The organism is Silvania hatchlandensis (genome assembly GCF_025564065.1).
GTDB lineage: Bacteria > Pseudomonadota > Gammaproteobacteria > Enterobacterales > Enterobacteriaceae > Enterobacter > Enterobacter hatchlandensis.
Map to the genome: position 1 here is coordinate 148203 of NZ_JAMGZK010000051.1, position 18178 is coordinate 166380.

At 52.3% G+C, this 18178-nt stretch carries 16 protein-coding genes and 1 tRNA gene; 7 read left to right on the forward strand and 10 right to left on the reverse strand.

What is annotated here, in order from left to right:
• Nucleotides 1–50 precede the first annotated feature (50 nt).
• The 7 genes from M8014_RS15085 to rraB all read right to left on the reverse strand — a co-directional run bounded on the left by M8014_RS15085 (nucleotide 51) and on the right by rraB (nucleotide 7222).
• Nucleotides 51–740, reverse strand: coding sequence for a hypothetical protein (locus tag M8014_RS15085; RefSeq protein WP_271283224.1), 690 nt, complete (start codon nucleotides 738–740; stop codon nucleotides 51–53).
• Complete coding sequence (locus M8014_RS15090; RefSeq protein WP_271283225.1) at nucleotides 737–3613, reverse strand: RNA-directed DNA polymerase; 2877 nt, start codon at nucleotides 3611–3613, stop codon at nucleotides 737–739. The genes M8014_RS15085 and M8014_RS15090 overlap by 4 nt, the downstream gene beginning before the upstream one ends.
• A gap of 89 nt (nucleotides 3614–3702) precedes the next feature.
• Complete coding sequence (locus tag M8014_RS15095; RefSeq protein WP_271283226.1) at nucleotides 3703–4956, reverse strand: tyrosine-type recombinase/integrase; 1254 nt, start codon at nucleotides 4954–4956, stop codon at nucleotides 3703–3705.
• 112 nt (nucleotides 4957–5068) lie between these two features.
• A tRNA-Leu gene (locus M8014_RS15100) sits at nucleotides 5069–5153 on the reverse strand.
• A gap of 101 nt (nucleotides 5154–5254) precedes the next feature.
• Nucleotides 5255–5968 carry a topoisomerase II gene (locus M8014_RS15105; protein ID WP_271283227.1) on the reverse strand — a complete coding sequence of 238 codons (714 nt, stop codon included), beginning with the start codon at nucleotides 5966–5968 and terminating at the stop codon, nucleotides 5255–5257.
• A 21-nt stretch (nucleotides 5969–5989) separates the two neighbouring features.
• Nucleotides 5990–6748, reverse strand: coding sequence for a tRNA isopentenyl-2-thiomethyl-A-37 hydroxylase MiaE (gene miaE, locus M8014_RS15110; protein ID WP_271283228.1), 759 nt, complete (start codon nucleotides 6746–6748; stop codon nucleotides 5990–5992).
• Between the two features lie 45 nt (nucleotides 6749–6793).
• The gene (rraB, locus tag M8014_RS15115; RefSeq protein ID WP_271283229.1) at nucleotides 6794–7222 is read right to left on the reverse strand and encodes a ribonuclease E inhibitor RraB; all 429 of its coding nucleotides are present in this window, start codon (nucleotides 7220–7222) and stop codon (nucleotides 6794–6796) included.
• Here rraB and argL point away from each other — a divergent pair.
• Both argL and argF read left to right on the forward strand, forming a co-directional pair.
• Nucleotides 7115–7417, forward strand: a complete 303-nt coding sequence (gene argL, locus M8014_RS22870) for a putative translational regulatory protein ArgL (protein WP_418939612.1) — start codon at nucleotides 7115–7117, stop codon at nucleotides 7415–7417. The two genes, rraB and argL, sit on opposite strands and share 108 nt — an antisense overlap.
• Nucleotides 7387–8391 carry an ornithine carbamoyltransferase gene (gene argF, locus M8014_RS15120; RefSeq protein WP_271283230.1) on the forward strand — a complete coding sequence of 335 codons (1005 nt, stop codon included), beginning with the start codon at nucleotides 7387–7389 and terminating at the stop codon, nucleotides 8389–8391. Before argL ends, argF begins: the two co-directional genes overlap by 31 nt.
• 61 nt (nucleotides 8392–8452) lie before the next feature.
• Here argF and M8014_RS15125 read toward each other — a convergent pair whose 3' ends face one another.
• Complete coding sequence (locus M8014_RS15125; RefSeq protein ID WP_271283231.1) at nucleotides 8453–8908, reverse strand: YhcH/YjgK/YiaL family protein; 456 nt, start codon at nucleotides 8906–8908, stop codon at nucleotides 8453–8455.
• Between the two features lie 203 nt (nucleotides 8909–9111).
• Here M8014_RS15125 and M8014_RS15130 point away from each other — a divergent pair, with 203 nt between their 5' ends.
• From M8014_RS15130 to gbpA, 5 genes are all read left to right on the forward strand, one after another.
• Complete coding sequence (locus M8014_RS15130; RefSeq protein WP_271283232.1) at nucleotides 9112–9216, forward strand: pyrBI operon leader peptide; 105 nt, start codon at nucleotides 9112–9114, stop codon at nucleotides 9214–9216.
• Nucleotides 9217–9250: 34 nt separating this feature from the next.
• Nucleotides 9251–10183: an aspartate carbamoyltransferase gene (pyrB, locus tag M8014_RS15135; RefSeq protein WP_271283233.1), complete on the forward strand. Its 933-nt coding sequence runs from the start codon at nucleotides 9251–9253 to the stop codon at nucleotides 10181–10183.
• Between the two features lie 12 nt (nucleotides 10184–10195).
• Nucleotides 10196–10657 carry an aspartate carbamoyltransferase regulatory subunit gene (pyrI, locus tag M8014_RS15140; protein ID WP_271283234.1) on the forward strand — a complete coding sequence of 154 codons (462 nt, stop codon included), beginning with the start codon at nucleotides 10196–10198 and terminating at the stop codon, nucleotides 10655–10657.
• A 73-nt stretch (nucleotides 10658–10730) separates the two neighbouring features.
• Nucleotides 10731–11117: a 2-iminobutanoate/2-iminopropanoate deaminase gene (gene ridA / locus M8014_RS15145; protein ID WP_271283235.1), complete on the forward strand. Its 387-nt coding sequence runs from the start codon at nucleotides 10731–10733 to the stop codon at nucleotides 11115–11117.
• Between the two features lie 183 nt (nucleotides 11118–11300).
• The gene (gene gbpA / locus M8014_RS15150) at nucleotides 11301–12752 is read left to right on the forward strand and encodes an N-acetylglucosamine-binding protein GbpA (RefSeq protein WP_271283236.1); all 1452 of its coding nucleotides are present in this window, start codon (nucleotides 11301–11303) and stop codon (nucleotides 12750–12752) included.
• 45 nt (nucleotides 12753–12797) lie between these two features.
• Here the strand turns inward: gbpA and M8014_RS15155 are convergent, their stop codons facing one another.
• On the reverse strand, nucleotides 12798–15182 hold the full coding sequence (locus tag M8014_RS15155) for a beta-N-acetylhexosaminidase (RefSeq protein ID WP_271283237.1): 2385 nt from the start codon (nucleotides 15180–15182) through the stop codon (nucleotides 12798–12800).
• Nucleotides 15183–15442: 260 nt separating this feature from the next.
• Entirely contained in the window at nucleotides 15443–18148 is a 2706-nt protein-coding gene (mgtA, locus tag M8014_RS15160) for a magnesium-translocating P-type ATPase (protein WP_271283238.1), read from the reverse strand.
• Nucleotides 18149–18178 lie beyond the last annotated feature (30 nt).

The following is an 18178-nucleotide window of genomic DNA, read 5'->3' on the forward strand; positions in this document are numbered from 1 at the left end:
GGCCCCTTAAGCGGGCAGGCGTGGCGGGGAGAGCATTGCGCGCTAGAAAATTATTCTTTTGTTAATACTTCCTCGAATTTTCTTTTCAAATCCTCAAATTTATCAATCAATCTATCAATATATTCTGAATTTCTATAATGTATAAGCGCTTGTGTGAATTCATTTAAAGAAACATCATTTTCCAAAACCTTCCCATCTAAAAAGTCTTTATAAGAAATGCAATTAAGCCCATTACTCAATGAATCACCTATATATTTCTGCTCAAGTGATCTAATGGTGGGAAAGCCTTGGGTGTTATATCGTAACTCCATCGATATGTTTTTAATCAACTCTGTTATCAGAGTTTCATCACTTGTCGGGGAAAACACAGATGAGTCTCTGTTTTTTCTGAATAGCTCAGCCCAACAAAGATACTGGCCAATATAATACCTAGTACTATGTTCACAATAAGAGTCAATTATCAGTGGATGATTTTTCTTAATGTATAAAAGCCTCCCTAATACGCCATTGGCAGCACTAAGCAGAGTCAATCTCCATCGACCTATTTCCAGCTCTCTATGCTTCCTCAAACTATAATAACGTTCTTCCTCATTCTGCCTCATTTCGCTCTCAAACTTCAATTTGCTTTTATATGATTCAATTCCTCTTTTATCAAAATGAGTTAAAAATATTTTACAAACGCATCCTACAACTGCTAAAGAAACACTTGAGGAAATAATCCCTTCCAAAAAAGCGTTCATTTCTCGCCCCTTTCTAATAGAGCATTAAAATCAAAACCCGGAGGGTTGTGCTTAATAACATCAGATATTAATCTGAATGACCTAAATTGAGCTTCTCTTAATGCGGAAATATTTAATTTAGTAGTTAATATACAATGATTTTCACCTCCTTTAACATATATTTTATTTGAGATGGTACTGCTAGTTGGTTGCAATACGCACGACCCGCCATATTGAGAGGTATTTGATTGGGCAACATAGCAATGCAGATCCCTAGCCGCTGACTCAGTGATGTGTTGATAATAATTTATATCTTTATTCCAAACACATGCAAATAAAACATCTAATTGAGAACGGAAGAGAGCCCTATGCTCAATATTAGCAAGTTCAAAACAGTTATAGGTTGAAAAAGATATTCCCTTCCATTTTACCAAGTGATAGCGTTGCTTGTTAACCTTCGGCTCCCCTACTTTTAACCTTAGAGAGCTCAACATTTCAATCTCACCAGGAGCATAGTGGTTCTTGACTCTAAATGACAGAAGACTTGATTTGTGTTTGTAACTGGTGGTGTATGGTAACATTTCGACCAGTATGTTATTTGCACAATCATTTATTACCCAATGTTCTAGGCCAAAAATGAAAGCTATCTGTTTACGCCTAGAATGCGCTGCCATAAAGGGCAACCATGAAACAGGGATTGATAATTCTGGAAGAAGTAGAATATGGACATTTTCTTCCGTAGCCGAGTTTAAAATTCTATAAAGATTTCGTTGTCTCTCATAGCTTAAATTTGGCGACTGATCTTTTCTACAAGCACTCTCTATTGAATGCTCTTCAACTTTCATGTTTGCCAGAGCAACTCTAACTTCCTGTTCACTATACTTACGATTTACATCCACTCTAATTTCTAGAGCTTTATTATCCTTTATTTTCCGTACACTACAATGTTTTGAGTGATATTTATTTGCAGTGATGAATTTATTAAGTTTTTTCCTGTGGAGGGCATCAATCAAATCAAACAATTGTCTCTCATCAGCATGGATATAACGAGGAGTCTTATTGATTTTTTTATCCTCTAGCTGAATGCCATTTATTTTTTTGTATAATCCTTCCTCAGTTAGATCCCCGTCATAGTTAGTGTAATTGGCCAATGGCCAGGATACTAGGTTATGTCGGATCATGTTACTATCTCTGAATCTCCGCACTAAATTAGCCATTCTTGGCTTTTGTATCAATAACAACCTAATGCTCTCAAGCGCATTATTATCCGAGATCTCGTCACCTAAAAGCACATTCAAATCAAGAAGAGCAACGTTTAGACATAAAGATATATCAATATACTCATGCATTCCATTTAAGAGTTTTAACGTTATGGGGTTTTTAGAGTCCTTCCATTTCATCTTGTTGATGGTTTCATTTATTTGCTTATAGAATGAAACCGAAAAGCCATACTTTCTTGTGATTAAAGTATATGAAAGCACTTTCTCCCATAGTCTACTAAATCTAAGGCAGTTTTCCCCCTTAAAAAACATCGTAATTTGTTTTAATGTATTTTCACTTGATGGAAGATTACAAAGCCTGTGCGCCAATATATGAGATGATATATACTTTGACAATTCTGTTTCATTCTCGGCCAACCCAACTATACTTCTAAATTTATTTACAGAGCCGTCAAATAAAATATCATATGCAAATTTGTCAAGATCGTTTGATATATGTTCATCGGGTAGAAATCTAAAAGCACTGCTTCTGTTTTCAATTTCTTGTTTAAAAAGTTGAAGCCCTGCTAAACTATGTTCTTTATTAAAATAATGAAAAATAAGTTTATCTTTTTGAACTGGTAAACCATGATATTCTTCAGTTAACGAAAAATCGTTGCTTTCCTCAGTAGTGGGCTCTATGAAATCACCAAGAGTATCATCTATAAAATTTATGACCTCATCACCTTTGCTATCAATATCAATGTTAGGAGAGGAAAATACAAAGAGAATATCATCCACATATCTCCCATAGTATGATGGATTTATTTGTGATTTTATATCATTATCAAAACGCATCAAATACCAGTTAGCTAAAACAGCAGAAGAAGTAAATCCAATCGGGATCCCTTTATCAACTGAATGTGGATGAGTCTCGCTAATATAAGGAGATATTTTTTCTCTGTACTTTTCATGCATAGATCTTAATTTTTCATTCAAAAACAATGAAAAATCTTTCGTTTCATTAAGTTGTTTATCTTTGATGAGAGACTCAATATCATCAAAATCAATATCGATATTATAATAAAAACCCTTAAGATCTAATGAAAGGATAGCTACATCATTTTTATCTTTTTCAATAATTTCTATCGCTTTATCTATACCACCATCCCTCCATCGATTGTAATTTTCTATATATCTTTCAAAGAGATTTTTAGCAGTTACTTTACCCGAAGACTCAGTGTTTTTTGAATATTTTTTAATAGTTCCAGAGATTCTGTTTCCATATACAGAATTTGAAAACATATCATCAATCATGGACCCCACAAACATAGACCATAATGTTTCAATTAGATATATTTCCACAGGGGCTACAATTAAATAATTCACCGCACTTACTGAATACTCGTTAGTCGTTTTGTTATTACTTAAAAAAAGCGCACCACTTTTTTGCTTAATATCAAGATGACTCTCAATTTTTTTAGGTAAAATATCCACATCTATTTTATTCAACCATTGCTCAAAGTCATTCTCATTTTTGTTATTGAAAAAACTGACAACCTTATTTATTTTTCTATCAAAGTTAGTATTTTCGAATCTGGCAACTTCAGCTTTCAAATAGAAATTTAAGTTTTCATAGTATGCATATGACTTAAGACAGTTATATGCACTAATAACTACATCTTTTGTTATCATAACTCACCATTCCGCTTTGTGGTTTATCAATATTTACTTTAATTACATTAATCGATTAACAATCGATAATATCTATGGATTCGTCATCTTTATCTTTTCGCATAATCATATGGTGTTATATTAGCAGTACGATTTCCATCTAAATAATCAGCCCACCACTGCACCATCAAACGACGCTCATCCAAATGCTCTGAAGTTTGAATATAGGCAGCACGCACATTGTTACGCTCAGAATGGCTTAACTGACGCTCTATCGCGTCATCGCTCCATAACCCTGACTCCCCCATAGCACCACGCGCCATCGTCCTAAATCCATGTCCGCAAACTTCGGTTTTCGTGTCATAGCCCATCGCACGCAATGCGCTAATTACCGTGTTTTCACTCATGACCTTAGTTGCATCATGATCCCCCGGGAACAGCAGCTCTTTATCACCACTAATCTGCTTAAGCTGCTCTAACAAAATCATCGCCTGTCGACTGAGAGGAACGATATGCTCCTCTTTCATCTTCATGCCACGGTATGAGTAACGCACGCCTTTAATTTCTTCTCGCTTTGCCGGTATACGCCAAAGAGATTTATCGAAATCGAATTCATCCCAACGCGCAAAACGTAACTCACTGGAACGCACGAAAGTTAGTAAGGAAAGCTCGACAGCGATCCGTGTCATTACCCGGCCACGATATGCCGCAAGGCGTGCCAGAAACTCAGGGAAGCGGCTAAAGGGTAAAGCGGGGTAATGTCGCGCTTTGGTTGTCGATAAAGCACCGGCCATGTCACTTGCTGGATTTGAGTCGATGTAATCGTTCTGTACGGCATACCGCATAATGGCCGTGACGCGCTGTTGCAGGCGCTGAGCGACGTCGTGCTTACCACTGGCATCAACTTTTTTAATCGGGGCTAACAGGTGGCTGGTTTTGAGCTGACGAATGTCAGACGAACCGATGTGGGGGAAGATATAAAGTTCAAGATAGCGAAGAACGCGCGATCGATGGTCTTCACTCCATCGCTTGTTACTGGCATGCCATTCACGAGCAATGGTTTCGAAAGTGTATGCACCCGAATCCTCGGCCTGAGCTTCTTTCTGTTCGGCTTTTGGGTCAATACCCTGCACTAACAGCTTTTTAGCTTCGTCGCGCTTTGTTCTTGCCTGAGCAAGCGTCACAGTAGGCCAAACACCAAAAGCGAGGCGATCCTCTTTTTTGTCAGAGGGGCGTCGGTATTTCATGCGCCAGTATTTAGAACCCTTGGCCGAAACCTCGAGATATAAACCGCCACCATCGGCCATTTTGTAGGTTTTGTCTTTTGGCTTTGCGGTCTCGACCTGTCTGGCGTTGAGCTTCATCTGGGGGCACATTTCTAATCGAACTGAGATTTTCCCAACACTACCGGGATTTCAACGTAAAAAAATAGGCACAAAAAAAGCCGCCCTTGAGCGACTTAATTTTTGCATCTTTTGGTGCCGAAGGCCGGAATCGAACCGGCACGTATTTCTACGGTTGATTTTGAATCAACTGCGTCTACCGATTTCGCCACTTCGGCACTGAAGGGGATGCGGAAACGTTGTGGATTATACCTGTCGCGCGCCGCCATGCAAGCGGCGACGCGCTAAACCGGTGCCAAGTGCCGAAAAAACAACCGCCTTACAGGTCCGACACCGAATAGCGAATCAACCCGGCCGCCTGTGGCTCTGGCAGCGCCAGCACGTTGTTCCACAGATCCTGTATCAGGTCGCAGCTCAGCTTCTCGTTGCCCTTCCCTTTGCTCGGCGACTGCAGCAGCTCGATATCATCCCCGTACTTCAGGGTCAGCTTCTGGATAATCGGCACCACGTCGGTCTCGGCGCGGGTCGTTTCCTGCGGGGTTACGGTATGTTTGTTCGGCCCCACGGCGGCACGCATCATGGTGGCATCCGCCTGCATCCGGCGCTGCATCAGGTCTTTATCCAGCAGGCGCATCGGGTTTACGCCGCCCTTCACTTCCGGATACACAAAGCGGAAGCAGTTGTCATCGCTCAGCTTCTGCATGGCGGCGATCTGCTCGATATTGAGCTTCATATATTCCACCACGTTGGCGTCCGGAGCGGTTTGCAGGCGCGCCATCTGCAGATTCAAAATCTGCGGCTGTATGGTGTCGATAATCTGCTGCTCGGTTTTACCCGCCTTGTTCATCGCCAACACCTGATCCTGGATTTTGCTGCGAAACGCAGGTTCCTGCTCCTTAATCACCTGCCAGCTGGGCATATTGCTGAGCGCGGCGTCGAGCTTTTCAGGCGTGGGCGATTTGTCCCGGAAGAACCAGCTTCCTGCCGCGATACCCACCACTACGGCGATGGCGATACGTACACCCTTTTTCATCGTTCCCTGTCCTTCTGTTAATTAAACCGGCACCCCGCTGTGGAAGCGGAATTCAGCGTCCGGGGATAAGATAAGCGCGGCCTCCACCTCGCCAAACAGCTTCACCCTGGGGGTGATGTCGTCATCACTCACCTGCTGCGCCAGCTGCAGATAGTCCTGATAGTGCCGGGCTTCGGAGCGCAGCAGCGACAGGTAAAACGTCTGCAGGTCGTCATCGAGGAACGGCGCCAGCGCGGCGAAGCGTTCGCAGGAGCGCGCCTCGATATAGGCACCGCAAATCAGTTTATCGATTAGCGTCAGCGGCTCGTGGGTGCGCACGGCTTTCAGCATCCCTTTAGCGTAGCGGCTGGCTGTCATTTTGACGTACGGAATGTTACGCGCCAGCATCGCCTCGCGCACCTGCCAGAAATGGTGCAGCTCTTCTTTCATTAACAGCACCATGCTGTCGATAAGCGCCTGGCCCCATGGGTCGTCGGTCTTCGGCATCACGCTTTTGCTAATCTGCTTATGCAGGGCAATAAAGTCAGGTTCCGGCCCGTCGCGAAAGGTAAAGGCTTCGTAGGGTCTGAGCCACTCAAGCAGCGCGTCCGCACCGCGTTGGTCGGCGACGTATTTGCGCACCAGCAGCAGCGCGGTCTGGGCGGCTTTGAGCTCGCACACCATATGGTCGGTGAGCAGCAGCGGCAGGTTCGCCGGGTCGCGGGCTTGTTCAATCCACGCTTGAGGGGTCGGGCACGGGAGGAAGTGTAAAACTGGGGCGAGTATCTGCGGGTAATCCATCATTGAACCTTGCAAAGCGGCAGCCGAAGCTGCCGCAAATCATACTTAGTGACGCACGCCGGTGTCGTCTTCGTCGAGACCTTCTTCGTCATCTTCGTCTTCGTCACCCTCTTCGCCGTTCGGATCTTCGAAGTAGGTGCCCCAGCCGTCGTATTCCACTTCAAACTTCTCGGCCAGGTTCATCAGCTGTTCAACCTGGGCGTCGATCAGGTCCGCTTTCAGCGCGCCTTCGCTCAGGATGTCGCAGCAGATGACGGTATCGCCCTCTTCCACTTCCAGCTCTTCTGGCTCGGTCACTTCGTAACCCATTTTAAAGGCTTCGACCGCCAGCTTTTCCAGCGCGTCGAAATCATCCGCAGAGAAATGATGCTCGATGGTGTACAGCGCATCCGGATCGCTGCCGTCTTCCAGCAGTTCTTCAATAATCAGTCGCGTCTCTTCGCGCTGTTCTTCCAGCAGTTCTGGGTTTGCCATGGCTCGTTCCTCTTTAAAGTGCGGCAGATACTTCTATTTTCACACACGGATGTGTTTGCCTCCACCTTTGTAAGAAAGATTTGTGAAACGGGGTTGCAACTGCATATTGATACATATAAATTGAATTTTAATTCAATAAGTGGCCTTTGCCATGTGAGGATAAAATGTCTGAACTGTATAAAAAACACTTCCTGAAACTGCTCGATTTTACCCCTGCACAGATCACGTCCCTGCTTGCGCTGTCGGCACGCCTGAAGTCCGATAAGAAAAAAGGTACGGAAGTACAGCACCTTACTGGCAAAAATATCGCGCTCATCTTCGAAAAAGACTCAACCCGCACCCGATGCTCTTTCGAAGTTGCCGCATTTGACCAGGGCGCACGCGTCACGTATCTCGGGCCAAGCGGCAGCCAGATTGGGCATAAAGAGTCAATTAAAGATACCGCACGCGTATTGGGCCGGATGTACGACGGGATTCAGTATCGCGGTCACGGGCAGGAAGTTGTCGAAACGCTGGCGCAATATGCCGGCGTGCCGGTGTGGAATGGGCTGACCAACGAGTTCCACCCAACCCAGTTGCTGGCCGACCTGCTCACACTGCAGGAGCATCTCCCGGGCAAAGCCTTTAACGAGATGGTGCTGGTGTATACCGGCGACGCGCGTAACAACATGGGCAACTCGATGCTCGAAGCGGCGGCGCTCACCGGGCTGGATCTGCGTCTGGTGGCCCCGAAAGCCTGCTGGCCGGAAGAGAGTCTGGTAGCCGAGTGCAGCGCCCTGGCGGAGCAGAATGGCGGCAGAATCACCCTCACCGAGGATGTAGCGGCGGGCGTGAAGGACGCCGACTTTATCTATACCGACGTGTGGGTGTCGATGGGTGAAGCCAAAGAGAAGTGGGCCGAGCGGATCGCCCTGCTGCGCGGCTATCAGGTGAACAGCCAGATGATGGCCCTGACCGGTAACCCGAACGTGAAGTTCCTGCACTGCCTGCCGGCGTTCCATGACGATCAGACCACCCTGGGCCAGCAGATGGCGAAGGAGTTCGACCTGCACGGTGGGATGGAAGTAACGGACGAGGTGTTTGAGTCGGCGGCAAGCGTGGTGTTTGATCAGGCGGAAAACAGAATGCACACGATTAAGGCGGTGATGGTGGCGACGCTGGGGAAATAGGGTGTCCCCTCACCCTAACCCTCTCCCCAAAGGGGAGAGGGAACAGTCAGGTGCGGGTTTTCTATTTGTTCACCAGCATCTTCACAACCACCTTACGCACCTGAGCCGGGTTGCCCACGGCGCACAGCGGTTTGTGGACTTCGCCCGGGTAGAACACCACGAAGTCACCCTCGTTTAAGACCACGGTTTTTTCCTGCTCGCCTTCTGGCAGGAATGCGATGTCTTTGTCAGCCAGCCAGTCGGTGTCCGGCGTGCCGTTCGGCAGGGTGCTGAAGGTCATTCCTTCCTGGCCTTTCAGTACGATCTGGATGTCCAGGTAACGGGCATGATACTCGGCGCGGCGCTCGGCGAACGGCTGGGTCATGTCTTCAGAAACCAGGAAGAACACATTGTTGCCGTCGATATCGTGTTTGCCCGTTGCGGTAGTATCGGTAACGTTCGCTTTAATGTGTTCGATAGCCTGACGCAGCTCTTCTGGCAGCCAGGACTGTAAGTTGTGAATGTTGCCAACGATCATGGTGAAATCCTCAATATAAAACATCGTTTCATTTTTAGCTTTTATACGAGAATTTGTGCTGCCATACCACCACTTTTTGACCGGGATTTGCACTCGCGCATAACCATGCACAGCAAACCGTTTACGTTGCTTAAAGTGTGCATTATTCGCTTGATCCGCCGTTCAGGCCGCGTATAATGCGCCACAATTTGCCAGGAGGAAGCATGCTCAAACATGTTCGACAGAGTGCCCTGATGCGTCTCAAAACAGACGCTGGCCTGCCGTTTTTCTTCCCATTGCATACCCTATTCCCAGAGCCCCTCATTTGAGGGGCTTTTTTTTGCCCGGCGTCAGGAGATAAACATGAATCCGCTTTATCAAAAACATATCATTTCCATAAATGACCTCAGCCGTGAAGAGCTGGAACTGGTTCTGGAGACCGCGGCAAAACTGAAAGCCAATCCGCAGCCGGAGCTGCTCAAGCACAAAGTGATTGCCAGCTGCTTCTTTGAAGCCTCCACCCGTACCCGCCTGTCGTTCGAGACCTCCATGCACCGCCTGGGCGCCAGCGTGGTGGGTTTCTCCGACAGCAGCAATACGTCGCTGGGCAAGAAAGGTGAAACCCTGGCGGACACCATCTCGGTGATCAGCACCTACGTCGACGCCATCGTGATGCGTCACCCGCAGGAGGGCGCCGCCCGTCTGGCGACCGAGTTCTCGGGCGGTATCCCGGTGCTGAACGCCGGTGACGGCGCGAACCAGCACCCGACCCAGACCCTTCTGGATCTGTTCACCATTCAGGAAACCCAGGGCCGCCTGGAGAACCTGAACATCGCTATGGTCGGCGACCTGAAATATGGCCGCACCGTCCACTCCCTGACCCAGGCGCTGGCGAAGTTTAATGGCAACCGCTTCTACTTTATCGCCCCGGACGCGCTGGCGATGCCGCAATACATCCTCGATATGCTGGATGAGAAAGGCATCCCATGGAGCCTGCACGCCAGTATCGAAGAGATGATGGCCGAGGTGGATATTCTGTACATGACCCGCGTGCAGAAAGAGCGTCTGGATCCGTCGGAGTACGCCAGCGTCAAAGCCCAGTTCATCCTGCGCGCCAGCGACCTCGAGGGTGCGCGCAGCAACATGAAGGTGCTGCACCCGCTGCCGCGTATCGATGAGATCACCACCGACGTGGATAAGACGCCGCACGCCTGGTACTTCCAGCAGGCGGGGAACGGCATTTTTGCGCGCCAGGCGTTACTGGCACTGGTTCTGAATCGCGACTTAGCGCTGTAAGGGGAAATGACAATGACACACGATAATAAACTCCAGGTCGAAGCCATCAAACGCGGCACCGTAATTGACCATATCCCTGCGCAGGTGGGCTTTAAGCTGCTGACCCTGTTCAAACTGACTGAAACCGACCAGCGCATCACCATCGGTCTGAACCTGCCGTCGGGTGAGATGGGGCGGAAAGACCTGATTAAAATTGAGAACACCTTCCTGACCGACGAGCAGGTTAACCAGCTCTCCCTGTACGCACCACAAGCGACCGTTAACCGTATCGACGACTATGAAGTGGTGGGCAAATCCCGCCCGGGCCTGCCGTCCCGTATCGAGGGCGTGCTGGTCTGTCCGAACAGCAACTGCATCAGCCATGCGGAACCGGTGAACTCCAGCTTTGCAGTGAAAAAACGCGTCAATGACATCGCGCTCAAATGCAAATACTGTGAAAAAGAGTTTTCTCATTATGTGGTGCTGGCCAACTAATCACGGTGGTAATGCCTTCCCGGCTCTTTATAATGGCCGGGAACATTCATAACGCTGTAATTCAGGAGAAGACATGACCAAAGTACTCGCGACGGAAAATGCACCCGCAGCTATCGGACCTTACGTTCAGGGCGTTGATCTTGGCAGCATGATCATCACCTCTGGCCAGATCCCGGTGAACCCAAAAACCGGTGAGGTACCACACGACGTTGCCGCGCAGGCGCGCCAGTCGCTGGACAACGTGAAAGCAATCGTTGAATCCGCAGGCCTGAAAGTGGGCGACATCGTTAAAACCACAGTATTCGTGAAAGATCTTAATGACTTCGCCACCGTTAACGCGGCCTACGAAGCGTTCTTCACCGAACACAATGCCACCTTCCCGGCACGCTCCTGCGTGGAAGTTGCGCGTCTGCCAAAAGACGTGAAAATCGAAATCGAAGCGATTGCCGTACGTCGCTAACAGCTGATTTTGATGAGCAGAAGGCAGCCCAGGCTGCCTTTTTTTATTATCTGAATCCACAGAGCCAAATAACCTTCAAGCCTTTTCACTGTTCATTTTCATCGCAACTTAAAAGGACTCATTTTTTATTCCGGACAACACTACCCCGCCCAGATGCATTAATCTCTTTTAATGGAATAAAAAATGAAACTGTCAAAGATTGCGTTGGCACTTGCCACTCTCACGGTGGCCTCATCGGCTTTTGCACATGGTTATGTAGAATCTCCGGCCAGCCGCGCCTATATGTGTAAACTCGGTCAAAATATTGATTGCGGTTCCGTACAGTGGGAACCACAGAGCGTAGAACGTACCTCTGGCTTCCCCACCGGCGCCCTGCCACCGGAGGGTCAGCTGGCCAGCGCCGGTATTTCCCATTATTCCCAGCTGGATCGCCAGAGCCTGAATGCCTGGACCAAAACCCCAATTACTGCGGGTCCGAATACCTTCGCGTGGTATCACACCGCACCACATAAAACCACCAACTGGCGTTGGTATATTACCCGGCAGGACTGGAATCCAAATAAACCGCTGACCCGCGATCAATTTGACCTTACGCCGTTCTGTACCATTAATGGTCATGGCCAGGCACCCGCTCAGCGCCAGGAAATGAATTGTAATGTGCCACAGCGTACCGGCTATCAGGTTATTTACGCAGTATGGGAAATTGCCGATACCTCTAACAGCTTCTACCAGGCTATCGACGTTGATTTCGGTAACGGCGGCAATGTCACCCCTGACGAAACGCCGGTTGTGGTGTCTGAATGGACCAAAACCCTCGACGGCCAGATCGCCGGTAACAACGTCAACGCTGGCGACAAAGTGATCGCACGCTTCTTTGATGCTAACGGTGAAGTGGCCTCCCTGCGCACCGCACTGACCGTCTCCTCTGCATCCCAGGGACAGGCAAGCCAGTGGTCTTACGACCTGGCGCAGGCAATCAATGCCGCCCACAGCGACGTGCGCGTCGGTGTTAAAGATGAAAGCGGAGTGGTGAACCCGGTTCACGGCGTGAACAATGTCTACGTGAAAGAGGGCAGCACCCTGAAATCTGTCGCGATCTCTTATGAAGAGCAGCAGGCTCAGGTGAACGAAGGTATCGCAGTGACCAACGTGCAGTTCTCCAGAATCAAGAACGGCGCGGCAACCGTGACCTTCCACGTAAACACCCAGGGTGAGGTAAACCTGGAAGCGCGGGTGATGAACCACGCCGGTGCTGAGAAAGGTTATGTGAAGCAGGACATGAATAACGCCAACCAGGGCGTGAGCATGAACCTGACCGACGTGACTGCCGGTCACCACATGCTGAAATACTTCGCCACCAACAAAGATGGCGTGCTGTTCGCACAGGATGTGATCGACATGATGCTGGAGAATGACGCGTCATCCGACACCACGGCTAAATACGATTACACCTTCCCGCAGAACATTGCCTCTTATAAAGCGGGCACCGTGGTGCTGCAGCAGAAAGATGGCAAAACTTACCAGTGCAAACAAGCGCCATACAGCGGCTACTGCGTTCAGTACGCAACAACCGCGAACCAGTACGAGCCCGGTGTGGGTTCCCACTGGTCTATGGCCTGGACCCTGAAGAACTAAGCAGCCTGCATGCCCGGCGGCGTAAGTTTGCCGGGCATTGTTGTTTTACTGATTGCGCGTCGCGCGCAGCAGCGTCTCCAGCGGATAGACCGCCGCAATCACCACTTCATCCTGAATCTGCGCCGCTTTATCCAGCTCGTTCTGAATCGACGCTATCTCCGCATCATCCAGCGTACCCTGTCGCGCCACCAGATCGGTCAGCCGCAGACCAATCGCCGCCAGCTTATCCACCGTCTGAATCACCGGCTTTATCGCTTTCAGCTGATAGTTGTTCTCGGCCAGCGCCAGCGCGTCCGGGGTGTTGCTCTGCCAGCGGGTAAAGAGATGGCGCAGCGACTCCGCGCTTTCACTGTCTTCGGCATCGCTCACCAGCCTGTCGACCCAGCGATGCATCTGCCGCACGGTGTTGCTCTCCGGGGCCAGCGCATCGGCGAGGCGGTTTAACGGCTCAAACAGATCATAATTTCCGGCCTGGAACTTCAAATGGTTGCGGGTGTAATACTGGGCGGGCTCCAGCGCCTGGGCCAGAATCGTCAGCGCCAGGGTGTCGGTGGTGTTCGCCAGCCGGGTAAACTGCACCTGCTGGCGGGCGTGCTGCTGTAAACCCACCGACACCGTCGACCAGCTGTCGATCGCCTGCAGGCGGGTATACATGTTGTCGATATCGGTCACGTCCTGCGCCGACCACAGCCGCTCCGCCACCGCAAACGCCCGCGGCCACAGTTTGATGTCCAGCACCGGCGCGGCAACGTTCTCCGCCCACAGCGCAGCCTCACCCCCCAGCAGATTTGCCTGCTGGCGGGCATCCGGTACCGCCGGGGCGATCCCTTTCGGCACGGCCTCCAGCCGCTGGCCCGTCACCGGATAGCGGCTGTTACCCAGCAGGAAATAGCCGTCAATCTTGTCATCATTCACGGTAACGACCGGGCGGGTTTCGCCCATCCAGGTATCAACGCTGAACGTCACCTGGTTATCGCTGCGCCAGACGATGTCCTGCACCGCGCGACGGGATTTGCCGTTGAAGTCAATAAATCCGCGCCAGCCCGCCTCACCTTTGACAAGCGTGAAGCTGCCCTCCACCGGCTTGCCTTTCAGGCGTGGCAGGGTAAATGACCAGCTCTGGGCGCTGTCGCTGTCGGTGATCACATCCACATTGTTCAGCCCCTGGGGGACGATCTCGTTGCGGTAGTGGTAGGCGGTGTACTGGGGCTGATCGAGATAAAAGCCGGTGGAGAGGATACCTTTGTAGCCCTGCTTCGCCACCTCGCCCAGCGCGTCCTGCCCTTGCCAGGATTGGATCAGGATGCTTTTCGGCAGATCCGGATGGAAGATCTCATCCCAGCCCACCATCTGACGCTGGTTTTTCTCGAGAATGGTCTCCAGTTTGCGGTTGAAGTACGCCTGCAGCGCGTGGCTGTCGGCAAGTTTGTTGTCGCGCATAAACTGCTGGATCGCCGGGTTGGCTTTCCACTGGCTGTCATCCACCTCATCGCCACCGATGTGCAGATACGGATCCGGGAAGATCGCCGCCAGTTCGCCGATCATTGCGCTGGCAAATGCCCAGGTAGCCTCTTTGGTGGGATCGAGCACCGGCTTGAGCACGCCCCAGTGGCGCTCCATCTCATATGGCCCCGGCGCGCTCATCAGCTCGGGATAGGCCACCGCGATCGACGAGGCGTGGCCCGGCATATCGATTTCAGGCACCACGCGAACACCACGCGCGGTGGCGTAGCGCACCACGTCACGCATCTGATCCTGGGTGTAGAACTGCCCATCGCTGGCCAGCTGGGTCAGCTTCGGGTAGCGCTTTGAGGCAAAACGCCAGCCCTGATCGTCGGTTAAGTGCCAGTGCAGCACGTTCAGCTTGGCCGCCGCCATGCCGTCGATCTGGCGCTTAATGTCGTCAAGCGGAATAAAGTGGCGGGCGGAGTCGAGGAGCAGGCCGCGCCACGGGAAGCGCGGGGCATCTTTGATGCTAACCCACGGCAGCGAGGTATTCTCCGGCCCGTTCTGAATCAGCTGTAACAGGGTTTCCATCGCCCGCAATGCGCCGAAGCGGGTATTGGCGGCGATATTCACGCCACTGGCATCGACGGTGAGGGTGTAGCTCTCATCGCTGTCCGGCTTAGGCTGCGGGGCAACCTTGCGGGCAATAGCGATGGTGATGGTCGCGCTGTCGGGGTTATCGGCCTGCGGCTGGAGAGTCCAGCCGGTTTGCAGGCTGATACGCTGGCGCAAACGGCTCACCGTATCGCCCAGATCGTCCCCGCTGACGCGCACCGAAATGTCGTGGGTAAGCACCAACACCCCGTGGGTGGCCGGGCGCTCGACGCTTGTCGGCCATGGCATCAGGGGCAGATCGCCCGCCGGGGCGGCAAGGGCAGAAGTGCCGAGCAAAAGCCCGGCGGTTAACAGGCTGTAACGCAACATGAATGTTCCTTATCTGACGGGCCAAATTAAGGCAAAACATTCTGTTAACATGTGCGTAAATTAGCGTCAAGCGCGGCGGGCGACGGAGATCACAGGTTGTTGAATTTGGGAAACATACGGATCCCCTCACCCCGGCCCTCTCCCCAAAGGGGCGAGGGAGAAAGGACGGCTCCGTGCAATCCCCTCCCCCCAGCGAAAAGACGGCTCCTCACAATCCCCTCTCCCCTATGGGGAGAGGGTTAGGGTGAGGGGCAGGATTTTTACTGCCACCCATACCGGCAGCTATAAAACCCTTTCACCATCTGGGTCAGCACCATGTACCCGGCGAGGATCGCCACCAGCCACGGGAAGTAGCTGAGCGGCAGCGCCTGTAGCTGCAGGTAGCTCGCAAGCCCCGAGAACGGCAGCGCAATGCCGAGCACCATCACCAGCGCGGTCATCACCATCAGCGGCCAGGCGGCGCGGCTCTGGAAGAACGGCACCCGGCGGGTGCGGATCATGTGCACCACCAGCGTCTGCGACAGCAGCCCCACCACAAACCAGCCGGACTGGAACAAGGTCTGATGTTCCGGAGTATTGGCGTGGAACACAAACCACATCAGGCAGAAGGTCAGAATGTCGAAGATCGAGCTGATCGGCCCAAAGAACAGCATAAAGCGTCCAAGATCTTTCGGATTCCAGCGCTGCGGCTGCTGGATCTGCTCGTCATCGACGTTATCAAAGGGGATCGCCACCTGCGACACGTCGTACATCAGATTCTGGATCAGCAGATGCAGCGGCAGCATCGGCAGGAACGGCAGGAAAGCGCTCGCCACCAGCACGCTGAACACGTTACCGAAGTTGGAGCTGGCGGTCATCTTGATGTACTTGAGCATATTGGCGAAGGTGCGACGGCCCTCGATCACCCCCTCCTCCAGCACCATCAGGCTCTTCTCCAGCAGGATAATGTCGGCGGCTTCACGGGCGATATCCACCGCACCGTCGACGGAAATCCCGATATCCGCCGCCCGCAGAGCAGGCGCATCGTTGATGCCATCCCCCATAAAACCAACCACGTGGCCTTCGCGTTTGAGCAGGGTAACAATGCGCTCCTTGTGCAGCGGCGTCAGGCGCGCAAACAGGGTGGTGCTCTTCGCCAGTATCGCCAGCTGGTCGTCAGAGAGATGTTCAATCTCGCTGCCGGTCACCACCACGCCCGCGTCCAGCCCCACGTCGTGGCACACTTTCGCCGCCACCAGCTCGCTGTCGCCGGTGAGGATCTTCACCGTGATGCCGCTGGCTTTCAGCGCCTTCAGCGCCGGGGCGGTGGTCTCTTTCGGCGGATCAAGAAACGCGATATAGCCTTCGAGGATCAGATCCGACTCGTCGATGCGCTGATAATCCCCCTCGCGGGCGGGCAGAATTTTGCTGCCCACCGCCACCACCCGCAGCCCCTGGCGGTTGAGGGTGTCGGTGACGCGCTTAATGCGGCGCAGCATGGTGGCGTCCAGCGGCACGATATCGCCGTTGTAGCGCACCAGGGTGCAGACGCTGAGCATCTCCTGCAGCGCCCCTTTGCAGATAAGCTGGTGCGCATCTGCCTGCTCGCTCACCACCACCGACATGCGGCGGCGCTCGAAATCAAACGGGATCTCATCCACTTTTTGCCAGCGGGTTGAGAGCGTACGTGCCGCATCCTCTTCTACCCCTTCCAGCACCGCCACATCGAGCAGGTTTTTCAGCCCGGTCTGGTAGTGGCTGTTCAGCCAGGCGGTGTGCAGCACCCTCTCGCTGGTTTTGCCGGCGATATCGGTATGGTTCTCCAGCACAATTTTGTCCTGCGTCAGGGTGCCGGTTTTGTCGGTGCAGAGGATGTCCATCGCGCCAAAGTTCTGGATGGCGTCGAGGTGTTTGACGATCACTTTCTGTTTAGAGAGCTTCACCGCCCCGCGCGCCAGCGTGGAAGTAACAATCATCGGCAGCATTTCCGGGGTCAGCCCCACCGCCACGGAGAGGGCAAACAGCGCCGCTTCCCACCAGTCGCCTTTGGTGTAGCCGTTGATCAGCAGCACGATCGGCGTCATCACCATCATAAAGCGGATCAGCAGCATGCTGACCCGGCCAATGCCCTGCTGGAAGGCGTTAGGCACGCTGGCCTGCTCGCTGACCCGCCCGGCCAGCTGGCCGAACCAGGTGCCGCCGCCGGTGGCGATAACGATGGCCTGGGCGGTACCGCTCACCACCGTGGTGCCCATAAAGCACAAGGTATCGCACTCAAGCGGGTTGTTCTGCTGCGGATCGCGGCTGCGCGCCACCTTCTCGACCGGCAGGGATTCGCCGGTTAACGAGGCCTGGGCGACAAACAGATCCCGCGCCTGCAGGATGCGCAGGTCGGCCGGGATCATATCCCCCGCCGCCAGTTTGATCACATCCCCGGGTACCAGCTGGTCGATGGGCAGCTCACGCCAGCCGCTTTCGCCTTTGTCGTTAATCACCCGCAGCACGGTGGCGGTGTTGCTGACCATCGCTTTTAGCGCGTCGGCGGCTTTGGTGGAGCGCGCTTCCTGAATAAAGTTAAGCAGGGTGGATATCCCGACCATCAGGCCGATGACCGCCGCCGCGAACAGATCTTCCGTCGCGTAGGAGACCCCGCCCAGTATAGTGAGCAGCAGGTTAAACGGGTTGCGATAGCAGCTCCACAGGTGGACCCACCACGGCGACGGCTTCTGCGCCGGGATCTGATTATCGCCGTGCGCGGCGCGGGCTTTTTCCACCTCGCTGGCGTTCAGTCCTTCCGGATGGGCACTGAAGGCGCGCCAGAGTTGCGGCTCGTCCATCGCCGCAACCTTCAGGCAGTGGTCGCTCAGCGAAGCGGGGATCGCCGCCCCGGTGATGTTTTTACCGTCTGGCAGCGGGTCGCGCTGCACCAGACGGCGCGGCAGGTGGCGGTTCAGCCGGGCAAGCAGTTGGGTGATATTTTTCAGCATAATACGTTCCCCGCACCCGTCTGAACGGGC